Origin of the sequence: Micromonospora saelicesensis, assembly GCF_900091575.1 — a bacterium.
Classification (GTDB): Bacteria; Actinomycetota; Actinomycetes; order Mycobacteriales; family Micromonosporaceae; genus Micromonospora; species Micromonospora saelicesensis.
The window spans coordinates 261,845-282,796 of the sequence record NZ_FMCR01000001.1; the positions used below are offsets into that span (position 1 = coordinate 261,845).

A 20,952-nucleotide genomic window follows, 5' to 3' on the forward strand; every position below is an offset into this window, starting at 1 on the left:
CCGATCACAGCAGGCCATTCCAGCCTCGACCACCTGACCTGCGCCTACGCTGAGTGAATGAGCGACTTCCGTCGGTACGCGGGCGAGTTCCTCGGCACCCTGCTGCTGGTGTTCTTCGGGGTGGGCAGCGCGGTCGCCGCACGGGTCCAGGGCGGCGTGGTGGTGGTGGCGCTGGCCTTCGGGTTCGTGATGGTGGCCCTCGTCTACACGATCGGCCCGCTCTCCGGCAGCCACGTCAACCCGGCGGTGACGCTCGGTGTGCTGCTCTCCGGCAAGATCTCGGTGCTCGGGGCGGTGGCGTACTGGATCGCGCAGTTCGTCGGCGCGACCGTCGCGGGCTTCGTGCTCTGGGCGCTCACCCGATGGGGTGACGTCGCGGACCAGACCGGGGCCCTGGGCACGAACGGCTACGGCGCGCACATCAACCGGGGCGGCGCGGCTGTGCTGGAAGTCGTGCTGACCTTCCTCTTCGTGCTGGTCGTGCTGGTGGTGACGAGTCGGAGCGAAAATCCGGGCACCGCCGGGCTGGCCATCGGGTTGGCCCTGGCCGTGACCCAACTGGTGGGCGTGACGCTCACCGGCGCGGCGGTCAACCCGGCCCGCGCGTTCGGCCCGGCGGTCTTCGAGGGCGGCGTTGCGCTACGGCAGCTCTGGGTGTTCATCGTCTTCCCGCTGCTCGGCGGCGCGCTCGCCGCGCTGGTCGCACCACTGGTGATGGGGGCGCAGCGGCACTACTGGGGTGGCCACGAGAAGACGGTCGGCGGGCCGAAGTAGCCCAGACGGCAATTTCTTTCGCCTGAGGGCCTTCTCTGGCGAATATCTCCGTGACAGCATCGGCAGATGCATCGCCGTCACTTTCCCCGGGCCCTCGCCCTGCTCGCGCTGGTCGCCACCGCGGCCACCGCCGCCGCGCCCGGTGCCACGGCCGAGTCGCCCACCCCCGCGACGACCCAGCTGCGTGCCACCATCGACACGATCCTCGCCGACACCCGGTTGGCCGGCGCGCAGGCGTCGGTGGTCGTGGTCGACACCAGCACGGGACAGACGCTCTACGACCGCAACGGTGACCGCCGGCTGGTTCCGGCGTCCAACACCAAGCTGCTGACCTCGACGGCCGCCCTTGAGCTGCTCGGCCCGGGCCACCGCTTCAGCACCGACGTACGGGCCAGCGGCAAGCGCCGTGCCGGCCTGCTCTCCGGCAACCTCTACCTGCGCGGCGGGGGCGACCCGACCATGCTCGCCGCCGACTACGACGCGCTCGCCGCGCAGGTCGCCGCCGACGGCGTGCGGGTGGTCACCGGAAACCTGATCGCCGACGACACCCGCTACGACCGCACCCGGCTCGGCCCCGACTGGACCTGGGACGACGAGCCCTACTACTACGCCGCCCAGGTTTCCGCGCTGACCGTCGCCCCGGACACCGACTACGACGCGGGCACCGTGATCGTGCACGCCGCACCGGCCGACCGGGCCGGTGCCCCACCGGTGGTCACCACCACCCCCACCACCGGGTACGTCCGCGTCGACAACCGCGCCCAGACGGTCAGCGACGGCGAGACCTCGATCTCGATCGAGCGCGAGCACGGCGGCAACACCGTCGTGGTGACCGGTCAGATCGCCGTCGGTGACGAGCCCGCCAGCGACTGGGTCACCGTCTGGGAACCCACCGGCTACGCGGCCGACGTGTTCCGGGCAGCGCTGCACCGACACGGCGTCCGGGTGCTCGGCCGGACCGTGCTCGGCCAGCCCACCCCGGAGACGGCCGACCCGGTGGCACGCCACGACTCGATGAGCCTGGGCGAGTTGATGACGCCGTTCCTGAAGCTGTCCAACAACGGGCACGCCGAGGTGTTGACCAAGGAGATCGGCCGGGTGCTCTCCGGCTCGGGCACCTGGACGGCCGGTATCACCGCGATCAGCGAGTATGTCGCCGACACCGGAATGGACACCGGGAGACTGCGCCAGCGTGACGGCTCAGGGTTGTCCCGGCGCAATCTGATCCCGGCGACGGAATTCGTCGACCTGCTGAGCGCCGTCCGCGCCGAACCGTGGTTCGCGACCTGGTACGCGGCGTTGCCGATCGCCGGTCAGCCCGAGCGGTTCGTCGGCGGCACCCTGCGCAGCCGGATGGCCGGCACACCGGCCGCGGGCAACGTGCACGCCAAGACCGGCAGCCTGACCGGTGTCTCCGGGCTCTCCGGCTACGTCACCAGCGCCGATGGTCGACTGCTGGCGTTCTCCATCCTGCTGAACAACTACCTCACGGCGTCGGTGAAGTCGCTCGAGGACCAGATCGCCGTGGCGTTGGCCGGCTTCCGCGAGGGTGGTGCGCCGACGGCACGGGTGGCCCGGCCGGCAGTGCCGGAGACGCCGCGCACCCCGGAGGGCGTCGAGTGCTCCTGGGTCAAACCGATCACCTGCTGAGCGACGGCCGGGAGGCGCGAACGCGCCTCCCGGCCCAGCGAGCGCTCAGGCCGGACGGTCCGGTGGGGGGACCACCGCCGTCGGGTCACCACGTTCGATGAGCGCGGCGATCTCAGCGGCCCGCAGCCCGCGCAGCGCCAGCACCCGGGTGCCCCAGCGGTGCAGGCGGCACGGGTGCGGGCTGGCATCGTTACGGCAGACCACACCCCCGGACCATCGGCGGGGGGCGTGCACCACCACCGCCCGTACGGCGAACTGGGTGTCCTCGCCCGTCACGTACGGCGGCAGGGGGATGTCGCGAAGAACCTCCCCGGACGTTTCACCGGTGCCGGACGAAGCGGCACGACGGACGCGGTGGGCGGTACTGCTACTCATCTCCGCTGCCTCCACACTGGATGGTCGGATGGGGACAGCAGAAAGTTACGACGCATTCGACAGTCCGCGACGGACAAACTGTCCCCGCTGTCCCAACGCGCAGCGATCAGTCAGTCAGTCAACGCACCGTCACGGCCTGGAGGCCAACGTTGCCGCAGTGCGACGTGAAGACCTTCTCGACGGTCCAGTTCAGCAGCAGCCGGGCACCCTTCGGCACTGTGAAGCGGATGGTGAACTGGGCGCTCTGACTGGTGTACGGGTCTTCCAGTCGGACGGTGCTGGCGGGCCCGCCGGTGGACAGCCGCGCCTCCAGTCGCCCCCGAGCCATCCAGATGCCACCGTAGAGCTGGACGGTGCGCGGCTCACCACTGCCGGCGACGGCGAGGCTGAACCCGTTCCCGGTACCGCAGGCGTAGACGCCGTTGGAGCTGCCGTTCGTCGACCGCTCCGGCGTGCCGTCGGTCCAGCGCACGTACTCCTGGTTGCCGTCCCAACCGACCCGCCGGCCCGGGCCGCCCCCGTCGATGATCTCGCCGGAGCCGGAGCGCTTGCGGTTCGTCGACCTGCCGCCGCGCTCCCCCCAGTGCACCCAGTCCCGGGCGCCCACGGCGGTGAGGTCGACGATGGCGGGCATCTCGCCCCGGCTCACCGTCAGCGCCGGTGCACCGGGCTTCGCCGGTGGCGGGGCGGGCGCGCTGGCCGACGGCGTCGGGTCCGGCGAGGGTGGGCGCTGGCGCGGACGCAGACCGGGCGTCGCCGGCCCCGCCTCGCCGGTGCGCCCGTCGGCGGCCGGGAGACCTGGGGGACGAGCGGGCACGCCCCCCGGACCCGCCTGGTCGTCGTCCGGCACCGAACCGGACCGGGTGGCGAGGTACGAGATCAACATCACCAGGCAGACGAGTACGGCGGCTCCCTCCACCGCCCAGCGCCGCCGCTGTCGGGCGCGGCGCAACACCCTGCGGGTCACCCCGGCGGTAATGGCGCGCGGACGGTGCTTCGGCGGCGCGTCGCCTGCCCTCGAACCAGCCCGCGTGCGGTCTTCGTCCGCCACCGACCCCTCCAACTCCGCCGCCCGGCCGTTTTGGACCGCCGAGGACCACACCATCCACTGTGGGTAGTTTCACGTTTGCCCGGGCGTGGACGACACGCTAGATCCGGACTGCCGGACGTGTCCAGCCCACAATGGGACGCTGTCGGACAACCCGGCCGCCCCGCACGGGCACTTCGGCAGACCAGGAGCGCCTTCTCGGGTCAGCCGATCCGGAAGCCGAGCAGTTGCGCGACGACCACTGCCTGCTCGACGTCGATCACGGCACCGGCCCGTTCGACGACCGTCGGGTCCAGCGCGGTGAGATCGCTGCCCCGCAGGTCGGCGCCGCCGAGCCGGACGTTGGTCAGCTGCGCCCCGGAAAGATCGACACCGGTGACCGTAGCACCGGTGAGATTGGCTCTGGTGAGGTCCACCTCGCGCATGCGCACCCCGGTCAGCCGGACGCCACGCAGGTCGGCACCGGGCAACGCGACGAAGGACCAGTCACCGCCGTCCACCGTCAACGGGCGCAGATCGCACTCGCTGAAGGTGCTGCCGACCAGCTTGCAGCCGGTGAACTCGGCCTCGAAGAAGTTGCACCGCCGAAAGACGCAACGGGTGAAGGCGGAGTCGACATGTCGGGAGGCGTTGAACGCCACGTTGCCGAACGTGCACCCGGTGAAGACCGCGCCTCTGCTGACCGCCTCGGTCAGGTCCACCCCGAAGAACTCGCAACCCACGAAGTGCCGCTCGGTCAGCTCCTCGCCGTACCAGTCCTCGTTGCGGAAGGTCACGTCCTCGGTCAACTCCGGCATCCGGCCAGGTTAGTGGGCGCCGCCGACAGCCGACGGCCGGCGGGCCGGTGCCGGCCCCCTTCCGGTGTCGGTGTACCGGCGAGTACGTTCGGCGGCGTGAGTGTGGCTCGGAGCAAGGACCCGGATCAGATCGGTTTCGACAGGGCGCGGCTGGCGCGGATCGACGAGCACTTCGGCCGGTACGTCGACGACGGCCGGCTGGCTGGCTGGCAGGTGGTGGTCACCCGTCGCGGCGAGGTGGCGCACTCCTCGACGTACGGGCTGCGCGACCGGGAGTCGGGCGCACCGGTCGAGGCCGACACCCTGTGGCGGATCTACTCGATGACCAAGCCGGTCACCTCGGTCGCGGCCATGATGCTGTGGGAGGAGGGCCGGTTCGAGCTGACCGACGAGATCAGCCGCTGGCTGCCCGAGTTCGCCGACCTGCGGGTCTACTCCAAGGGGTCGGCGCTCAAGCCGTACACAGTGCCGGCGGTCGAGCCGATCCGGGTGTGGCACCTGCTCACCCACACGGCCGGCCTGACGTACGGCTTCATGCAGACCTCGGTGGTCGACGGGCTCTACCGGGCCGCCGGCTACGACCTGTACCCGCCGGCGGACGTCGACCTGGCTGGCGCCTGCGCGGCCTTCGGCGAGCTGCCGCTGCTGTTTCAGCCCGGCTCGGCGTGGGGCTACTCCGTCGCCACCGACGTGCTCGGCCGACTTGTCGAGGTGATCTCCGGGCAGAGCCTCGACGCCTTCTTCGCCGACCGGATCTTCGGCCCACTGGGCATGACCGACACCCGCTGGTGGGTGGAGGGCGAGGAGGCCGATCGGCTGGCCGCGCTCTACGTACCGGAACCGCGCGGCGGCCGGGCCGTCCGCTACGACAGCCTGGGGTCGCTCGCGTTCAGCAAGCCGGCGCTGCTCTCCGGCGGTGGCGGCCTGATCTCCAGCGCCGCCGACTACCACCGATTCACGCAGTTGCTGCTGCGCGGCGGCGAGCTGGACGGCGTCCGGCTACTCGGGCCGCGCACGGTGCGGTTCATGACCCGCAACCACCTGCCCGGCGGTCAGGATCTGGGCACCCTGTCCACCGGCGGCTTCGCCGAGACCACCCTGGACGGGATCGGTTTCGGCCTCGGCTTCGCGGTGGTCGACGACCCGGTCCCCAGCCGGGTGCCGAGCAGCGTCGGCGAGTACTACTGGGGCGGGGTGGCCAGCACCGCGTTCTGGGTCGACCCGGCCGAGGAGATCACCGCGCTGCTGTTCACGCAGCTGATGCCGTCGAGCACCTACCCGCTCCGCTCCCAGCTGCGCCAGCTCGTCTACGCCGCCCTGATCGACTGACGGGATCGTCGTTCCACCAACCGGGAGCTGGCCCAGTCCCTAACCTGAGCTGGTGAGCACCATCGTCGTGTTTGGCGCGGGCGGCACCGCCGGTTCGCGGGTCGTTTCCGAGGCGGTCGACCGGGGGCACCGGGTGATCGCCGCCGTTCGCCGCCCGGAGGCCACCTCGTATCTGCCGGCCGGGGTGCGGACGGTCACCGGCGACGCGACCAGCGAGCGGAGTGTCCGGGAGTTGGCGCCGGACGCCGACGCGCTGGTCGTGGCGATCGGCGGCGGCGAGCGTGAGCTGTGGCGGAACGCGGCGGAGAACCTGGTGACCACGCTGCGCGGGATGCCGGCCGCACCGCGGATCATCCACCTGGGCGGCGGGTCCACCCTGCTCACCCCGGGCGGCACCCGCATTCTCGACGAACCGGACTTCCCGGCGGAGTACCGGGAATCGGCGCTGGGCCAGGCGGACGCGCTGGACTACTACCGCACCGCGGCCGACGGGGTGAGCTGGACGTATGTCTCGCCACCCCCGCTGGAGTTCCATCCCGGCGCTCGCACCGGGCACTACCGCACCGGCACCGACCAGCCGGTCACCGATGCTCAGGGCCGCTCGGTGCTCACCTATGAGGACCTGGCGGTGGCGATCGTCGACGAAATCGAGCAGCCGCGACACCCGAACGCCCGTTTCACCGCCGCGTACTGACCCGGCTGCGGGGCCAGCCGCGGTCAGTCGGCGAGGCGGGCCGGGAAGCCACCGGTGGCGATCGGACCCCAGGTGTCGATGGTGACCCGGATCAGTGACTTGCCCTGACGCACCATCGCCGCCCGGTAGTCGTCCCAGTCCGGGTGCTCGCCCGAGATGCTGCGGAAGTATTCGACCAACGGCTCCAGTGCCTCGGGCAGGTCGAGCACCTCGGCGGTGCCGTCGATCTGCACCCAGGGGCCGTTCCAGTCGTCGCTGAGCACGCAGGCCGAGACCCGGGGGTCGCGGCGGACGTTGCTCACCTTGGCCCGTTCCGGGTAGGTGGAGACGACCAGCCGCCCCTGCCCGTCGACCCCGGCGGAGACCGGGGAGGACTGCGGTCGCCCGTCGGCGCGGGTGGTCATCAGCACGACGCGGTGTCGCGGCCGGAGGAAGTCGAGCAGGCCGTCCCGGTCGACCCGGGTGTTCCTTGCGATGCTGCGTGCCATTCCCCGTTCCTACCAGGGTGCGGGCGCAGCGGCGGCGGCGGGTCAGCGGGGTCGGGCCGCAGCGCGGTGCACCGCCTGGGTGGGCACCCGGGGACGGCCGGACGGGCGCCAAGCCCGACCGTTGGCGTAGATCACCCGAAAACCGAGGTACGACGCGAGCGGCGCCCAGTGGGCGGAGCCCATCCGCAGCTCGGCCGCATTGTGTCGCTGGCCGTTGGCGAGCACGTCGAGGAGCACGGTTTCGAAGGCCGCCGATTCGACCCAGTCGACTTCCCGGGTGAAACCGCAGATCAGAGCGGCTCCGGTGACCTCCAGGAACTCGCGGAGCACCGCGTCCGAGGCGCGCAGCACCGAGCAGCTGCCGAAATAGAGTCGCCGCCCCTCCGCGCGGCCGGCCATCAACTCGGCCACCTCGTTCAACTCCACCGACTGCCAGTCGGTGAGGCAGAGCCGGCTCGGCTCACCGTGCATGGCGAAGAAGCCGACCCGGTGGTCGGCGTACTGCTTGAGCAGCCAACGGTCCAGGAAGTAGAACAGCTCGTCGCGGGTGGCCGCGTCCTTGTGGATGAAGCGGATCTTGCCCAGCCGCTCCAGCAGCTCCAGCGTGGGCAGGACCGAGCCCCGCTCGTTGAGGTCACGGTGCCACTGACCCTCGACACAGAAGACGCCACCGCGTGCCACGCGCACCTCCGCCAGTCCGCCGCCCCGCAGCTGACGTTACCGGCCGCCATCGCCCCGGGAACATCACCCTCCGTGTGACAGATTGCGACGTTCGGTGCCCTTGGCCGCAGGAGGGGTGATCGGTCGGAAATGGCTGTTTCGCAAATCAGCCGAATTCCCAGCCAATACCCAGGGACAGCAGATTGTGAGCACGATTCTCGTTAACCACCTCCAACGGCACTGATCGGTGCGAGGGTGGAAATCACGGGACTTCTCGGTCGATGTCCTGGTGCCACCCCATTCGCTCTCCTATCGGGAGGACTTCTGTGCGCGTAAACACCTTGAAGCGGGTCGCCGTCGCATTCGCCCTGGCACTGCCCGGGGCCGCAATCGCCACGGTGATCGCCGCACCGGCGGCGCACGCGGACGGCTGTTACACCTGGAACCGCACCCTGAGCCAGGGGCGCTCCGGCGACGACGTCCGCCAGTTGCAGATCCGGGTCGCCGGGTGGGCCGGTTACCGGGACATCGTGGAGAACGACGGCCGCTACGGGCCGAAGACCGCCGCCGCGGTCAAGCGGTTCCAGCAGGCGTACGGGCTGCGCGCCGACGGCATCGCCGGCCCGCAGACCTTCGCCAAGCTGTACCAACTCCAGGACAACGACTGCACGCCCGCACACTTCAGCTACGGCGAGCTGGACAACGGCTGCGGCGGAAGCGGGTGGAGCGGCGGCCCGTTGTCGGCGAACCAGACCAAGCAGAACGCGTTGCGCACCATGTGGAAGCTGGAGGCGCTGCGCAAGGGCCTCGGTGACAAGCCGCTCTACGTGTCGAGTGGGTTCCGCAGTCGCGCCTGCAACAACCAGGTCGGCGGCGCGTCCGACAGCCAACACCTGTACGGCAACGCGGCCGACGTGACCTCACGGACGTCCTCGCTGTGCCAGGTCGCCCGCGGCGCCCGTAACAACGGCTTCAGTGGGATCTACGGGCCGGGCTACCCCGACCACGACGACCACGTGCACGTCGACTCGCGTCGGGAAAACAACAGCGACAGCAGCTCGAACACGACGAGCTGGTCCGCCCCGGACTGCGGGGTCGGCAACTGAGCCAACCCGCTCAGAGCGACGTCGGCCCGACGCGGAGGGGGAATCTTCGCGCCGGGCCGACGTCGTGTCGCCCCGGGTCGGATGGGCGGAGGGGTAGCGCGCTCAGCTCGCCCGGGGCCAGCGCGGCGCGGTGACGGGGGGAGTCACCGGCCGGCCAGCAGCGGTGGGCCGTACCCCCTGGGGGACGACCCGCGCGGCCTGTTGCCGCGACGGCCCGGTCGCCGTGAACGGGAACGGCACGTGCACAAACGGATTGCCATGCCGGATCAACGCCTCGATCTGCCGCTCGTTGAGCCCGTGTGCCTCCAACACCCGACGCCCCCAGCGGTGCAGTCGGCACGGGTAGGAGGCGCCGTCGTTGCGGCACAGCGGCCCGGTGGGCCACTCCTCGGCGGTGTGCACGACCACCGCCCGGACCGCGAGCCGGACATCCTCCGGGGTCAGTGGTGCCGGCATCGGCACCTCACCCAGTACCTGATCGATGGGATCCGTCGACTGCTCACCAACTCGCACGGCAGGCCTCCCGCAGTTCGGCAGCGGTACGGCGGACCTACCGCACCGACATCCTCGGCCATGGGTACGGCGGACACCGGACGAAAGTTCAATTCCGGTACGCGGTAAGCAGATCCTCCGCCGACAAGCCGGCGCGACCGACGGTCAGACGAGGCCGGCGTCGTGCACGAGCAGCGCCACCTGGACCCGGTTGTTCAGCTCCAGTCGGGTCAGCAGCCGGGAGACGTACGCCTTCACCGTCGCCACGCTCATGAACAACTCCCCCGCGATCTCCGCGTTGGTGTGGCCCCGCCCCAACGCGACAGCCACCTGCCGCTCCCGCTCGCTGAGCCCGGTGAGCAGCCGCAGCGCCCGTTCGCGGCGCGGGTCCGGGCCGACCGGGCCGGGGGCGGCGGCGGTCACGTGGGCGATCAACGTCCGGGTCACCGTCGGCGAGAGCGTCGCCTCGCCCGCCGCGACCCGGCGTACGGCGCGCACGATCTCCGCCGGTGGGGTGTCCTTGAGCAGGAAACCGGCTGCCCCGGCGCGGAGCGCCCGCAGCACCTGTTCGTCGGCGTCGAAGGTGGTCAGCACCAGCACCTCCGGCGGGTGCGGTTGGGCACGCAGCGCCTCGGTGGCGGTCAGCCCGTCGACCCGGGGCATCCGGATGTCCATCAGCACCACGTCCGGGGCGTACGCGGCGACGGCCGCCGGCACCTCGCCACCGTCGGCCGCCTCGCCGACCACGGCCAGGTCCGGCAGACCGCCGAGGATCATCGAGAGCCCGGCCCGGACCAACGCGTCGTCGTCCACGATCAGCACGCGTACCGGCGGCGCGGCCGCGTCGGCCGGCCCGGTCGCGTCCGGCGGTCCGGCTGAGCCGGCAGGGCTGGTCACGCCGGCCACGGCAGCCAGGCGGCCAGCCGGAAGTCACCGCTGTCGTCCCGACCGTAGGCGAGTCGCCCGCCGGCCAGGGTCACCCGTTCACTGATGCCGACCAGGCCGGTGCCGGCACCCGGCAGTGTGTCGCCGGCCGGCGCCCCGACCGGCCACCGGTTGCCGATCGCCACGCTCAGCCCGGCGCCCGGCCCGCCGGCCACGTCCACGGTGACGGCCGCGCCGGCAGCGTGCTTGCGGGCGTTGGTCAGCCCCTCCTGCACGATCCGGTACGCGGCCCGGCCCAACGCCGCCGGCACCTCCCCAGGGCTGGTGACGCTGTCACTGACGTTCACCCGCACCCCGGCCGACCGCGACTCGGCGATCAGGGCCGGCAGGTCGGCGAGGGTGGGCTGCGGCGGCTCGGGGGCGTCGCCCGCACCGTCGTCCTCGGCCCGGAGCACCCCGATCACCTCCCGCAGGTCCTGGAGGGCGGCGTGCGCGCTGCCCCGGATCACCCCGGCGGCCCGGGCCACCTCGTCGGCCGGCGCATCCGGGCGGAACTCCAGCGCACCCGCGTGCAGGCTGAGCAGGGAGATCCGGTGGGCCAGCACATCGTGCATCTCCCGGGCGATCCGGGTGCGTTCCAGGTGGCGGGCCTGGGTGACGCGCAGTTGCTGCTCCGCCTCGGCCCGCTCGGCCCGCTCCCGCAACGACACGATCAACTGCCGGCGGGCCCGGACGAACATCCCCCAGGCAAGCACCGCGAAACTGAGCACCACACCCCAGGACGCGGTCTCCCAGTACGACATGTGCGGATCCGGACGCACCCAACTGAAGACCAAGTTGGTGAGAAGGCCGGCACCGGTGACCGCGATCGCGACGGCCGTCCGTCGATGCACCACCACTGTGAAGTAGAAGATCAGCAGCGGAATGGCGGCGGCCATCGAGAACAGGGTCAGCGGTGTCGTGGCCACGATCAGCCCGAGCGGCCACCGTCGGCGCAGCCAGAGCAGCCCACAGCAGACCAGACCGAGCAGCGCGTCCACGCCGGTCATCCAGTCGTGCGGCAGCGGGGCCGCCATCGCCGGATCCGGCGACAGGGCATCCGCGGTGACGAACAGCACCCACAGCAGGGAGAGCAGGAAGGCCAGGGTGTCGACAGCCCAGTCCCGGGTCGTGCGGCGCGGCCGCCGCGTCGCCGCGTCCGGGCTGACCGCGCCGACCAGCGCCCCGGGCAGCAGCCAGGGGTGCTCCGGAACGGCGAGGCTGGTCACGACGCCAATGCTAGGCAGCCGACGGGCGACACGACCAGCTACCAAAGTCGAGACCTACCGGTCGACCAAGGTCGACGCGGCAGCGACCGGTGGCCGCAGCGGATGGCCGGGCGGCGCGGGCAGGCTCAACCGCATGATCACGGTAGAGAACCTCACCAAGCGATACGGGCCACACCCGGCCGTGGACGACGTGTCGTTCCAGTGCGAGCCGGGCACCGTCACCGGCTTCCTCGGCCCCAACGGGGCCGGCAAGTCGACGACCATGCGCATGATCTGCGGGCTGACCACGCCGACCGCCGGCCGCGCCACCGTCTCCGGGCACCCGTACCAGGAGCTGCCCAACCCGGGGCGGGAGGTCGGGGTGCTGCTGGACGCCTCCGCCCAGCACGCCGGGCGCACCGGCCGCGAGGCGTTGACGCTGTCCGCGTACACCATGGGTCTGGACCGGCGCGAGGTGGCCGCGAAGCTCGACCTGGTCGGGTTGAACGCGGTGGCCGCGAAGCGTCGGGTACGGGCGTACTCGTTGGGTATGCGCCAACGGCTCGGGCTGGCGCACGCGCTGCTCGGCGACCCCCGGGTGTTGATCCTCGACGAGCCGGCCAACGGGCTGGACCCGGAGGGGATCTTCTGGATGCGCGGCCTGCTGCGCGACTTCGCCGACCGGGGCGGCACCGTGCTGCTCTCCTCCCACCTGCTGCGCGAGGTGGAGGCGGTCGCGGACCGGCTGGTGGTTATCGGGGGCGGCCGGATCGTGGCCCAGGGGGACAAGAACGAGTTGCTGGCCGGCGGCGGCACCGTGGTCCGGGCCCGCGACAGTGCCGCGCTGCGCCGGGCGCTGGAGGTGGCCAACCTGAGCGCCGCCGACAGCTCGGAGGGGCTGCTCGTGCAGGCCGACGCCGAGGCGGTCGGCCAGGCCGCCGCCGATGCCGGCGTCGCGTTGGCCGAGCTGCGCCCCGCCAGCGGCGGCGGCCTGGAACAGCTCTTCCTCACCCTGACCGCCGGCGAATCGACCAAGGAGGCCGTCCGATGACCACCACCACCGCGCCCGCCGCCGGCGCCGTCGCGCCCCGGCACCACACTCCGGTACGCCGACCGTCGCTGCTCCGGCTCACCGGCGTGGAGCTGCGCAAGCTCGTCGACACCCGGGCCGGTCGCTGGCTGCTGATCACCATCGGCCTGACCACCGCCGCGATCGTCACCCTGCAACTGATCTACGCCGGGGAGGCCGACCAGACCTTCCTCAACTTCTTCGTCCCCTCGCTGCTGCCGGTGTCGGTGCTGCTGCCGGTGCTGGGCATCCTGTCGATCACCAGTGAGTGGTCGCAGCGCACCGCCCTCACCACGTACGCCCTGGTGCCCCGCCGGGAGCGGGTGGTCGCCGCGAAGCTGTTCGCCGTGATGCTCACCGCGCTCGCCTCGGTGCTGGCCAGTCTCGCCGTCGCCGCAGTCGGCACGCTGGTCGCGTCCGCGACCGGCGGGGCGGGCACCTGGGAGTTCGACTGGTCGCTGGTCCTGAACGCGGCGGTCCTCCAGGTCACCAGCGTGTTGATGGGTGCCGCCTTCGGTCTGCTGCTGCTCAACCCGCCGCTGGCGATCGTCGGCTACCTGCTGCTGCCCACCCTGTGGGGGGTGCTCGGCGAGATGGTCAAGCCGCTGCGCGGTCCGTCCGAATGGCTGGACACCAGCAAGACCATGGAGCCGTTGTTCAGCAGCGACGCCGTCACCGGCGGGCAGTGGGGGCGGATAGCGGTCTCCCTGCTGGTCTGGATGGTCCTCCCGCTGGCCGCCGGGCTGTTCCGGACCCTGCGCCGCGAGGTGTCCTGACCATGGAGATGGCCAGCTACCGTCCGCGCACCGTGGTCAGCGGCGGCCCGCTGGAGCTGGCGGTCCTGTGGGGTGGCTTTCCGCTGCTCGGCGCGGGTGCCGGATGGCTCCTCGCGGCGGCGACGGGCTGGCTCGCCCGGCTGCCCTGGGTGCCGTTCAGCGACCTGATCGAGTGGTTGGACCGGCTGCCCGAGCCGCAGGCCACCGCCGGCACCATCGGAGTGGGCGTCCTGGCCGGCCTGGTCATCGCCGGGATCGGCACCGCCGAACGGTTGATCGTCACCGTCGACGGGGCTCAGGTCCAGCTGCGCCGCTCCGATGAGAACCGGACCATCGCCCGGGTCGACACCCGGGTGGTCTTCCTCGCCGACAAACACCTGGTGCTGCTGGACGCCGACGGCGCGGAACTGGTGCGGGAGTCGACGGACCTGCCGGCCGCGAAACTGGCGGCGGCGTTCCGGGAGCACGGCTGGGGTTGGGCGGACGACGACCCGCACCGGTCGGCGTACCGGCTGTGGGTTCCGGAACTGCCCGGGTTGCCGGCCGGCGCGGACGCGCTGCTGCGTGCACGGGCTCGGGCGATCGAGCGGGACCGCCGCGACGACGCCCGGGAGTTGCGCCGCGAGCTGGGCCAGATCGGGGTGGTGCTGCGCGACGAGGGCAAGCGGCAGTACTGGCGGTTGACCACCCGGGCCCTCGCCCCCGGGCCGGAGCAGCCGACTTCGGCCGAGCGGGAGCCGGACGGGCGGTAGCGTCTGTCCCAGCAGACCCTGGGAGCCGCGCGATGACCGAACAGCAGCCGTACCGGGTGGTGTCCCGACACCCCGGCTTCGAGCTGCGTCGGTACCCCGCCCACCTGGTGGCCGAGATGCAGATCCAGGCGTCGTTCACCCGGGCGCCGATCGAGGCGTTCCGGCCGCTGGCCGCGTACATCGGTGGCGCCAATCGGGCCCGGCACCCGATCGGCTCCGCCGCGCCGGCGATGGCGGCGGCCGGCGGCTCGGAGAAGATCGCCATGACCGTGCCGGTGGTGCAGATCGAGGGTGAGTGGCCGGGCGCGTACCTGATCCAGTTCGTCATGCCGGCCAGCTTCACCACCGCCACCCTGCCCGAGCCGGTGGACGCCCGGGTGCGGATCCGCGCGGTTCCGGCGCGGCTGGCTGCGGCGATGCGGTTCTCCGGGCGGTGGACGGAGCAGGCGTTCAGCCAGCGGGCCACGATGCTGGGCCGGTCGGTGACAGCGGCCGGGCTGCAACCGACCGGCGCCATCCGGTACGCGCGCTTCGACCCGCCGTGGAAGCCGTGGTTCCTGCGCCGCAACGAGGTAGTGCTGCCGGTCGTCGAGTGAACTAGCGGAGCTGCCGACGGTCCTCCACGCTCGGCCGCGCCAGCAGCACCGCCATCCCGAGCCCCGAAAGCAACCCGGCCAGGGAGACCAGCAGGTCGGAGTCGGCCGCGTTGATCGGACTGTTGCCGGCCAGCTCAGTGAACGCCGCGCCGATCGGGATCATCATCATGGTGATGGCCGTGGCCACCAGGAACACCAACGGGCCCACCAACGCGATGAGAGCGGCCAGGGCGTGGTGCCACCAGATCGGCCGACCACCCGGCCAGTCCCAGGCCAGCACTGTGACCCCGGTGAGCAGCACCGCCCCGAGAACGGCCTCCGGCAGGAGTCGTTCACCGGGCGCGGCGGCACGGACCAGCCCGACGCCGAGCAGGCCCACCACGGTGAGGCCGGCCGCCAGCCCGACCCGAACTCGGGTCCGCGCCGGAGCCGCCGCCAGCGCGGTGCCGACGGCCACTGCCACCAGCAGCGCCGCCGTGGCCAGGGCGCCCTGGTTCAGCTCCGGCTCCCGGTCGGTCGGTGACTCGATTCCGGCCGCCACCAGCGTCAGCACCCCGGCCACGCAGGCCGCGCCGGTCAGCACCCGCCGGTCGGCGGCCGGAGTCGTGCCAGGCTCCCGCGTCTGCGGCGCGGCGCGCTCCCACCGGAGCAGAAGCGCCGCGACCACGCCGAGCACGGCGTAGCCGGCGACGGCGAGCAGCACCGTCGCGTCGAGGCCGATCGGGTCGGCCCGGTCGACAGCCACGTCGGCGCCGACCCAGCAGCCGCCCACCACCACCGCCGGGCCGCTCCACCGCACCTGCCCGCGCCCGGCCAGCACCAGCCCGAGCGGCACCGCCATGATCGCCATGAACCGCAGGTCGCGCGCCCAGTAGGCGTTGTTGCCCGGCAGGCTCTCCGACCAGGGGCCGAGCGGCTCGGTCAGCGGTTGCCACGTGGTCATGCCGTACGCCCAGAGCGCGACGGCGGCGGCGGAGAGGAGCAGCCCGACCGGGCGCGCGGATCGCATCAGTGGACGGTAACGGGCCCATCGCCCACGCGGGGGGCGGCGTCATCCGCCGACCGGTGACCGGGCGGGACGGTGGCGCAGCAGCCGCCACGTCGGCAACACACTGGACAGCACCGCGAGCAACAGGCACAGCCCCACCACCCCGGCGACCACCGACCACGGCACCACCAGGTCGACGGGGGCACCGACCTGCTCGGCGAGGCCGGCGCTGATGCTGAGCAGACCGACGAACGCGACAGCCCCGCCCAGCAGCGCGCCGATCAGGACCACCAGGGCGGACTCCGCCGTGACCAGCCAGATGGCCTGCCGTCGGGTCGCCCCGGCCATCCGGATCAGCCGCAGGTCCGCGGCGCGGCCGGCGGCGGCCAGCAGCAGCGTGTTGGCCACCGCGATCGCCCCGTAGCCGGCGGACACCCCGATCAGCAGCACTGTGAAGAGCCAGACGAGGCGGTCCTCGGCGGCGTCCGCCTCGGCCGCCCAGCCCGGCACGTCGAGGATCCGCGCGCCGACCGGTGGATCGATGCGGTCCCGGACGTACACAGTGGACGTCAGTGCCGACGGGTCGTGCGCCCGCACCACGGCCCGGGGCACGAGCAGGTCGCCGGGGATCGAGGCGTCGTCGACCACGGCGACGACGCGCAACGGCACCGTCGTCCCGTCGGCGAAGACCACCGGGTACGGCTCGGACGGCAGCCGGTTCGCCGAGGCGCTGACCACCACCGTGTCGTCACCCCTCAGGTCGTTCAGCGAACCGGCGACGACGGTGAGCACCCGGTTCGCGGCGGCGAAGCCCTCCGGGTCCACACCGAGCGCGGTCATCGGCCGGTCCGGTGGCGACGTTCCGGGGTCGGTGCGGTAGACGGTGGTCGGCAGGAGCGCGGTGCCGCCGGTCGCGGCGACGGCCCGGTCGGACAGGCCGGGCGCGCGGTCCGGCACGACGATCCAGCCGGCGTTCACGTTGTCCGCCCGACCCGCCGCGTACGCGGCGGTGCTGGTGCGCACCATCCCGGACACCAGCACCGCGAACGCGACAGTGAGCAGCACCGGCGCGGCGATGGCGGCGGTCCGCCGGGTCGCTGTCAACGCCCCGCCCCGGACCAGCATCCCGATCGCGCCACCGGGTCGACGCACCGGAGAACGCAGCAGCCACACCAGCGGTCCGACCACCACCGGGGCGAGCACTGTGGTGCCGGCCACCAGCGCCATCACCGCGTAGAGCGCGTACTGCGCCCCCACCCGCGCCTCGTCGGCGGTCGCCGTACCCAGGCTGAGAGCGGCCCCCGCCGCGAGGAGCAGCGCCCCGGTGACGGCACGCAGCCGGCCGATCGGTCGCTGTTCCACAGCGGCATCGCGTAACGCCTCCAACGGGCGGACCCGCGCCGCTCGGCGGGACGCCGACCAGACGGCCAGCAACGCGATCACCGGCCCGGCGGCGAGCGAGACCGCGACCGGCCAGAGTTCGTAGCGGACCCGGAAGGTCGACGGTTCGTAGCCGACGTCGACCAGCAGCCGACCCAGCAACGGGGCGAGCGCCGCGCCCACCAGCAGGCCGACGAGCCCCGCCGAGACGCCGACGGCGAGCGCCTCGGTGTGGACCATGCGGCGGACCTGGCGTCCGGTGGCGCCGACGGCGCGCAGCAGGCCCAGCTCACGGCGGCGCTGCGCGATGGTGAACGCGAAGGTGGAGGCGACCACGAACACCGTGACGAAGCCGGCGAGGGCCGCCGTGGCGGTGAGCACCTGCATGCCGATCCACCGGGTACGGGCATCGCCGCGCGGCTCCAGCGCACCACGGGCGTCACCGGTGAGCACCCGTCCGTCGACGCCGACGACTCCGCGAGCCGCCGTGGCGACCCGCTCGGGGTCGGCGTCCGGCGCGACCACCAGCCCGATGGCCCGCACGCCCGGCGCGAGCGTGGCGGCGACCTCGTCCGCGACGTGGACGCCGGGTCCGTCGACCAGACCGCTGACGGTGTACGACTCCGGGCCCACGGCGGTCAGCACTGTGACCGGTGCGCCGGCGCGCAGTCCGAGCGCGCTGTCGACGACCACCTCGCCGGGCCGGCGGGGTGGCTCGCCGGCCGTGAGTCGCAGCCCACCCAGTTGGGCGCTGGACCAGCCGTGCCCCTGGTAGGCGTCCTCGCGCCGGGTGTCGGCGGCCGAGGGTCGGCCGCCGACGAGCGGCTGAGCGTAGAAGGTGCGGTCCGGCACCGCCGCCACCACGCCCGGCAGACCAGTCAGCCTGCCGACCAACTCCGCCGCCGTGGTGGCGGACCAGGGCCGGGTCGGCACGAACTCGTCAGGGGACGCACCCGCCTCGGGGCTCTGCACCACGACCGCCGCCCGCGCCAGCCGGTCCGGCACCTGCGGGCGCCCGGAAGCGAGCAGCAGTGTGGCCGCCGCGACCAGTGTGACCCCGATGGCGACGGCCACGAACGCGCTGGCCGACCGCCGGACGCTCAGCACGACGACTCCGCGACGGTCTCCCGCTCGGCGATCCGGGCGGCGACGGCGGCGGCGGTGATCCCGCCGGTCAGCTCGTCGACGACGCGGCCGTCGGCCAGCAGGAGGACCCGATCGGCGTACGCGGCGGCGGCGGGATCGTGCGTCACCATCACGACGGTCTGCCCGTGGTCGTCGACGAGCGCCCGCAGCAGCCGGAGCACCTGCCGGGAGGAGGCGCTGTCCAACGCCCCGGTCGGTTCGTCGGCGAAGACCACCGCCGGACGGGTGATCAACGCGCGGGCCACGGCGACGCGCTGCTGCTCCCCGCCGGACAGCTCGCTCGGCCGGTGCCCGGCCCGGTCGGCGAGGCCGACGGCGTCGAGGGCGGCGGCGACGTCCCCGGCTGGCGGGCGGCGGCGGGCCAGGCGCGACGGCAACTCGACGTTCTGCGCGGCGGTCAGCGTGGACACGAGGTTGAACGCCTGGAAGACGAAGCCGATCCGGTCCCGTCGCAGCCGGGTCAGGTCGTCCTCACCGAGGTCGTTGAGGTTGGTGCCGTCGATCGTGACGATCCCCTCGGTCGGGCGGTCCAGCCCCGCCGCGCAGTGCAGCAGGGTGGACTTCCCCGAGCCGGAGGGGCCCATCACCGCCGTGAACGTGCCGCTCGCGAAGCCGGTGGTCACGCCGTCGAGCGCCGTCACCCGCCGGGTTCCGGTGCCGTACACCGCGCGCAGCCCCGTCAGGGTCACCGTGTCTGTGGTCATGACCGTTACCGTGCCGAATGCCGGGGGTGCGGCGCGTCGTGCCGGGGCGGGCACTTTCCAGCCCTCCCCCGGGTGGAGTCCGGGGCCCGCAACCCGCCGCGCGTCGTCCTGCGGGATGACCACCCGCAGGCGGACGCGGCCGACCCAGCCGGCCATTACCGTTCGACGGGTGACCGCTCTCCTGCTGACCCGACGAATGCGGCCGGTGGATCTCTACACCGTGGACGCCCTGCTGGCGGTGGCCGTCGGTGGGCTGCTCTGCCCGTACGCGGCGCTGGAGTCGCCGCTGCACGGCGGCGTACGCGAGCCGCTCTGGGTGTCGGTGCTGGTCGGGATGGCCCTCGGGCTGCCGTTGGCCGTCCGGCGACGGTGGCCGATGACGGTGGCCGTCGTGATCAGTTCGATCGCCACCGTCGCTCTGATCACCGGGGTGATACCCAACTTCGCGGCCGCCGCTCCGGCGTTCGCCATCGGCCTGTCCTTCTACACGGTGGCCGTGGCGACGCCCACCCGCCGGTCGATGCTCTGCGCCGCCGGTTGTCTGGCGCTGGTGAGCGTCGGCCTGGTGCTGACCGCTGGCGACCTCTGGTCGCGGACCGGCGCTGTCGTCTACGCCGCGGTCATGGTCGCGCCCGCCTGGGTGATCGGTTGGCTGATCCGGGAGCGACGCGCCCTCGCCACCCGGCAGAGTGATCAGCTGGTCCGTCAGGCTGCCACCGAGGAGCGGTTGCGGGTGGCGCGTGAGTTGCACGACGTGGTCGCGCACACGCTCAGTCTCATCGTGGTGAAGGCGGCCGTCGCCAATCACGTCGCGGAGGCCGACCCGCGCGAGGCGGGCGCCGCGCTCCGGGTCATCGAGGAGACCGGCCGTACCGCGCTGACCGACGTACGTCGGGTGCTCGGCGTGCTGCGCGAGGACAGCCCGTACGCGCCGACGCCCGGGCTGGACGAGTTGCCCCTCCTCGCCCGGCAGGCGGCGATCGGCGGCGTCGACGTGCAACTCGACGTACGGCGGGACGAGCCGGCCGTTGCGGTGCCGGAGTCGGTGGGCCTCGCGGTGTACCGGATCGTGCAGGAGGCGGTGACGAACGTGGTGAAGCACGCGGCGCCGGCCGCCTGCCGGGCCACGGTGACCGTCCTGCCCGACGAGGTGCGGGTGGAGGTGACCGACGACGGCCGGCGGCCGGTCCTGCTCGGCGGGGAGGGGCACGGGTTGATCGGCATGCGGGAACGGGTGGTGTTGCACGGCGGGGAGTTCCGTGCCGGCCCCCGCTCCGACGGTGGCTTCGCGGTGACGGCCAGCCTCCCCTACCGGGTGGCCGCGTGATCCGCGTGCTGATCGCCGACGACCAGGCGTTGCTGCGCGGCAGTTTCCGGCTGCTGGTGGATCTCAGCCCGGACTGCACCACTGTCGGTGAGGCGGGCACCGGCGTGGAGGCTGTCGCGTTGACCGGGCAGCACCGGCCGGATGTGGTGCTGATGGACGTGCGGATGCCGGAGATGGACGGCATCGAGGCGACCCGGCGGATCTGCGCCGACCCGGCGACGGCCGACACCCGGGTCATCATCCTGACCACGTTCGACCTCGACGAGTACGTCTACGGGGCGCTGCGCGCCGGAGCCAGCGGGTTCCTGCTCAAGGACACCCCACCGGCGGACCTGCTGACCGGGATCCGGGTGGTCGCGGCCGGGGAGGGGCTGCTGGCGCCGACGGTGACCCGCCGGCTGATCGACGAGTTCGCCCGGCAGCCGGAGCCGACCCGGCCGCTGCCCCGGCAGCTCGACGGGGTGACCGACCGGGAACGGGAGGTCCTCGCGCTGATCGCCCAGGGCCTGTCCAACGCGGAGTTGGCCGCGCACCTCAACCTCAGCCAGGCCACCGTCAAGACGCACGTCGGGCGGCTGCTGACCAAGCTGGCGGTACGCGACCGGGCGCAACTGGTCATCGTCGCGTACGAGACGGGCCTGGTGGGGCCGGGCGGCCTACGCTGAGCGG

Annotated in this window: 22 protein-coding genes; 11 read left to right on the forward strand and 11 right to left on the reverse strand. The window is 72.7% G+C overall.

Annotated features, from left to right (window positions below; genetic code table 11):
- Positions 1–57 precede the first annotated feature (57 nt).
- Both GA0070561_RS01225 and dacB read left to right on the forward strand, forming a co-directional pair.
- Positions 58–774 carry an MIP/aquaporin family protein gene (locus tag GA0070561_RS01225; protein ID WP_091393624.1) on the forward strand — a complete coding sequence of 239 codons (717 nt, stop codon included), beginning with the start codon at positions 58–60 and terminating at the stop codon, positions 772–774.
- 66 nt (positions 775–840) lie between these two features.
- Positions 841–2,424, forward strand: a complete 1,584-nt coding sequence (gene dacB, locus GA0070561_RS01230) for a D-alanyl-D-alanine carboxypeptidase/D-alanyl-D-alanine endopeptidase (RefSeq protein ID WP_091393627.1) — start codon at positions 841–843, stop codon at positions 2,422–2,424.
- Positions 2,425–2,469: 45 nt separating this feature from the next.
- On the opposite strand, the gene GA0070561_RS01235 is transcribed toward dacB, so the two are convergent.
- The 3 genes from GA0070561_RS01235 to GA0070561_RS01245 all read right to left on the reverse strand — a co-directional run bounded on the left by GA0070561_RS01235 (position 2,470) and on the right by GA0070561_RS01245 (position 4,644).
- Positions 2,470–2,799, reverse strand: a complete 330-nt coding sequence (locus GA0070561_RS01235) for a hypothetical protein (RefSeq protein ID WP_091393630.1) — start codon at positions 2,797–2,799, stop codon at positions 2,470–2,472.
- A gap of 118 nt (positions 2,800–2,917) precedes the next feature.
- A complete protein-coding gene (locus tag GA0070561_RS01240; protein ID WP_244166019.1) occupies positions 2,918–3,766 on the reverse strand; it encodes a hypothetical protein in 849 nt (282 codons plus the stop codon).
- 284 nt (positions 3,767–4,050) lie between these two features.
- On the reverse strand, positions 4,051–4,644 hold the full coding sequence (locus GA0070561_RS01245) for a pentapeptide repeat-containing protein (RefSeq protein ID WP_091393633.1): 594 nt from the start codon (positions 4,642–4,644) through the stop codon (positions 4,051–4,053).
- A 96-nt stretch (positions 4,645–4,740) separates the two neighbouring features.
- Here GA0070561_RS01245 and GA0070561_RS01250 point away from each other — a divergent pair, with 96 nt between their 5' ends.
- Both GA0070561_RS01250 and GA0070561_RS01255 read left to right on the forward strand, forming a co-directional pair.
- Positions 4,741–5,973, forward strand: a complete 1,233-nt coding sequence (locus tag GA0070561_RS01250; RefSeq protein WP_091393635.1) for a serine hydrolase domain-containing protein — start codon at positions 4,741–4,743, stop codon at positions 5,971–5,973.
- A gap of 52 nt (positions 5,974–6,025) precedes the next feature.
- Positions 6,026–6,667: an NAD(P)-dependent oxidoreductase gene (locus GA0070561_RS01255; protein ID WP_091393638.1), complete on the forward strand. Its 642-nt coding sequence runs from the start codon at positions 6,026–6,028 to the stop codon at positions 6,665–6,667.
- 23 nt (positions 6,668–6,690) lie between these two features.
- Here the strand turns inward: GA0070561_RS01255 and GA0070561_RS01260 are convergent, their stop codons facing one another.
- Both GA0070561_RS01260 and GA0070561_RS01265 read right to left on the reverse strand, forming a co-directional pair.
- Positions 6,691–7,155, reverse strand: coding sequence for a PPOX class F420-dependent oxidoreductase (locus GA0070561_RS01260; protein ID WP_091393641.1), 465 nt, complete (start codon positions 7,153–7,155; stop codon positions 6,691–6,693).
- Positions 7,156–7,197: 42 nt separating this feature from the next.
- On the reverse strand, positions 7,198–7,836 hold the full coding sequence (locus GA0070561_RS01265) for a DUF6642 family protein (RefSeq protein ID WP_091393643.1): 639 nt from the start codon (positions 7,834–7,836) through the stop codon (positions 7,198–7,200).
- Positions 7,837–8,141: 305 nt separating this feature from the next.
- Between GA0070561_RS01265 and GA0070561_RS01270 the strand changes: the two genes are divergently transcribed.
- Positions 8,142–8,921: a D-Ala-D-Ala carboxypeptidase family metallohydrolase gene (locus GA0070561_RS01270; protein ID WP_091393646.1), complete on the forward strand. Its 780-nt coding sequence runs from the start codon at positions 8,142–8,144 to the stop codon at positions 8,919–8,921.
- A 102-nt stretch (positions 8,922–9,023) separates the two neighbouring features.
- Here the strand turns inward: GA0070561_RS01270 and GA0070561_RS01275 are convergent, their stop codons facing one another.
- The 3 genes from GA0070561_RS01275 to GA0070561_RS01285 form a co-directional block, all read right to left on the reverse strand.
- Entirely contained in the window at positions 9,024–9,377 is a 354-nt protein-coding gene (locus tag GA0070561_RS01275) for a hypothetical protein (RefSeq protein WP_238677641.1), read from the reverse strand.
- Positions 9,378–9,578: 201 nt separating this feature from the next.
- Positions 9,579–10,328, reverse strand: coding sequence for a response regulator (locus GA0070561_RS01280; RefSeq protein ID WP_091393653.1), 750 nt, complete (start codon positions 10,326–10,328; stop codon positions 9,579–9,581).
- Complete coding sequence (locus tag GA0070561_RS01285; RefSeq protein WP_091393656.1) at positions 10,307–11,566, reverse strand: sensor histidine kinase; 1,260 nt, start codon at positions 11,564–11,566, stop codon at positions 10,307–10,309. The genes GA0070561_RS01280 and GA0070561_RS01285 overlap by 22 nt, the downstream gene beginning before the upstream one ends.
- A gap of 133 nt (positions 11,567–11,699) precedes the next feature.
- Between GA0070561_RS01285 and GA0070561_RS01290 the strand changes: the two genes are divergently transcribed.
- From GA0070561_RS01290 to GA0070561_RS01305, 4 genes are read left to right on the forward strand one after another with little or no spacing between them, the layout of a single operon-like run.
- Positions 11,700–12,596 (forward strand): ABC transporter ATP-binding protein, encoded by an 897-nt coding sequence (locus tag GA0070561_RS01290; protein ID WP_091397128.1) that lies wholly within the window; start codon positions 11,700–11,702, stop codon positions 12,594–12,596.
- Positions 12,593–13,390, forward strand: coding sequence for an ABC transporter permease (locus tag GA0070561_RS01295; protein WP_091393659.1), 798 nt, complete (start codon positions 12,593–12,595; stop codon positions 13,388–13,390). Before GA0070561_RS01290 ends, GA0070561_RS01295 begins: the two co-directional genes overlap by 4 nt.
- A 2-nt stretch (positions 13,391–13,392) precedes the next feature.
- A complete protein-coding gene (locus GA0070561_RS01300) occupies positions 13,393–14,142 on the forward strand; it encodes a YqeB family protein (protein ID WP_091393661.1) in 750 nt (249 codons plus the stop codon).
- 32 nt (positions 14,143–14,174) lie between these two features.
- Entirely contained in the window at positions 14,175–14,738 is a 564-nt protein-coding gene (locus GA0070561_RS01305) for an SOUL family heme-binding protein (protein ID WP_091393664.1), read from the forward strand.
- Position 14,739: 1 nt separating this feature from the next.
- Here GA0070561_RS01305 and GA0070561_RS01310 read toward each other — a convergent pair whose 3' ends face one another.
- From GA0070561_RS01310 to GA0070561_RS01320, 3 genes are read right to left on the reverse strand one after another with little or no spacing between them, the layout of a single operon-like run.
- Entirely contained in the window at positions 14,740–15,747 is a 1,008-nt protein-coding gene (locus tag GA0070561_RS01310; RefSeq protein ID WP_091393667.1) for a hypothetical protein, read from the reverse strand.
- A gap of 42 nt (positions 15,748–15,789) precedes the next feature.
- The gene (locus GA0070561_RS01315) at positions 15,790–18,213 is read right to left on the reverse strand and encodes an ABC transporter permease (protein WP_244166020.1); all 2,424 of its coding nucleotides are present in this window, start codon (positions 18,211–18,213) and stop codon (positions 15,790–15,792) included.
- Complete coding sequence (locus tag GA0070561_RS01320) at positions 18,207–18,956, reverse strand: ABC transporter ATP-binding protein (RefSeq protein ID WP_167362322.1); 750 nt, start codon at positions 18,954–18,956, stop codon at positions 18,207–18,209. The genes GA0070561_RS01315 and GA0070561_RS01320 overlap by 7 nt, the downstream gene beginning before the upstream one ends.
- 169 nt (positions 18,957–19,125) lie before the next feature.
- On the opposite strand from GA0070561_RS01320, the gene GA0070561_RS01325 reads away from it, so the two are divergent.
- Both GA0070561_RS01325 and GA0070561_RS01330 read left to right on the forward strand, forming a co-directional pair.
- A complete protein-coding gene (locus GA0070561_RS01325; protein WP_244166021.1) occupies positions 19,126–20,283 on the forward strand; it encodes a sensor histidine kinase in 1,158 nt (385 codons plus the stop codon).
- Positions 20,280–20,948: a response regulator gene (locus GA0070561_RS01330; protein WP_091393674.1), complete on the forward strand. Its 669-nt coding sequence runs from the start codon at positions 20,280–20,282 to the stop codon at positions 20,946–20,948. The genes GA0070561_RS01325 and GA0070561_RS01330 overlap by 4 nt, the downstream gene beginning before the upstream one ends.
- Positions 20,949–20,952: the final 4 nt, after the last annotated feature.

What these genes read in the sequence shown, in the direction of transcription:
- GA0070561_RS01245 (WP_091393633.1), bottom strand. Translation starts at nt 4,644, where the DNA reads ATGCCGGAGTTGACCGAGGACGTGACCTTCCGCAACGAGGACTGGTAC.
- GA0070561_RS01290 (WP_091397128.1), top strand. Translation starts at nt 11,700, where the DNA reads ATGATCACGGTAGAGAACCTCACCAAGCGATACGGGCCACACCCGGCC.
- GA0070561_RS01300 (WP_091393661.1), top strand. Translation starts at nt 13,393, where the DNA reads ATGGAGATGGCCAGCTACCGTCCGCGCACCGTGGTCAGCGGCGGCCCG.
- GA0070561_RS01310 (WP_091393667.1), bottom strand. Translation starts at nt 15,747, where the DNA reads ATGCGATCCGCGCGCCCGGTCGGGCTGCTCCTCTCCGCCGCCGCCGTC.
- GA0070561_RS01295 (WP_091393659.1), top strand. Translation starts at nt 12,593, where the DNA reads ATGACCACCACCACCGCGCCCGCCGCCGGCGCCGTCGCGCCCCGGCAC.
- GA0070561_RS01305 (WP_091393664.1), top strand. Translation starts at nt 14,175, where the DNA reads ATGACCGAACAGCAGCCGTACCGGGTGGTGTCCCGACACCCCGGCTTC.
- dacB (WP_091393627.1), top strand. Translation starts at nt 841, where the DNA reads ATGCATCGCCGTCACTTTCCCCGGGCCCTCGCCCTGCTCGCGCTGGTC.
- GA0070561_RS01235 (WP_091393630.1), bottom strand. Translation starts at nt 2,799, where the DNA reads ATGAGTAGCAGTACCGCCCACCGCGTCCGTCGTGCCGCTTCGTCCGGC.
- GA0070561_RS01225 (WP_091393624.1), top strand. Translation starts at nt 58, where the DNA reads ATGAGCGACTTCCGTCGGTACGCGGGCGAGTTCCTCGGCACCCTGCTG.
- GA0070561_RS01320 (WP_167362322.1), bottom strand. Translation starts at nt 18,956, where the DNA reads ATGACCACAGACACGGTGACCCTGACGGGGCTGCGCGCGGTGTACGGC.
- GA0070561_RS01260 (WP_091393641.1), bottom strand. Translation starts at nt 7,155, where the DNA reads ATGGCACGCAGCATCGCAAGGAACACCCGGGTCGACCGGGACGGCCTG.
- GA0070561_RS01275 (WP_238677641.1), bottom strand. Translation starts at nt 9,377, where the DNA reads ATGCCGGCACCACTGACCCCGGAGGATGTCCGGCTCGCGGTCCGGGCG.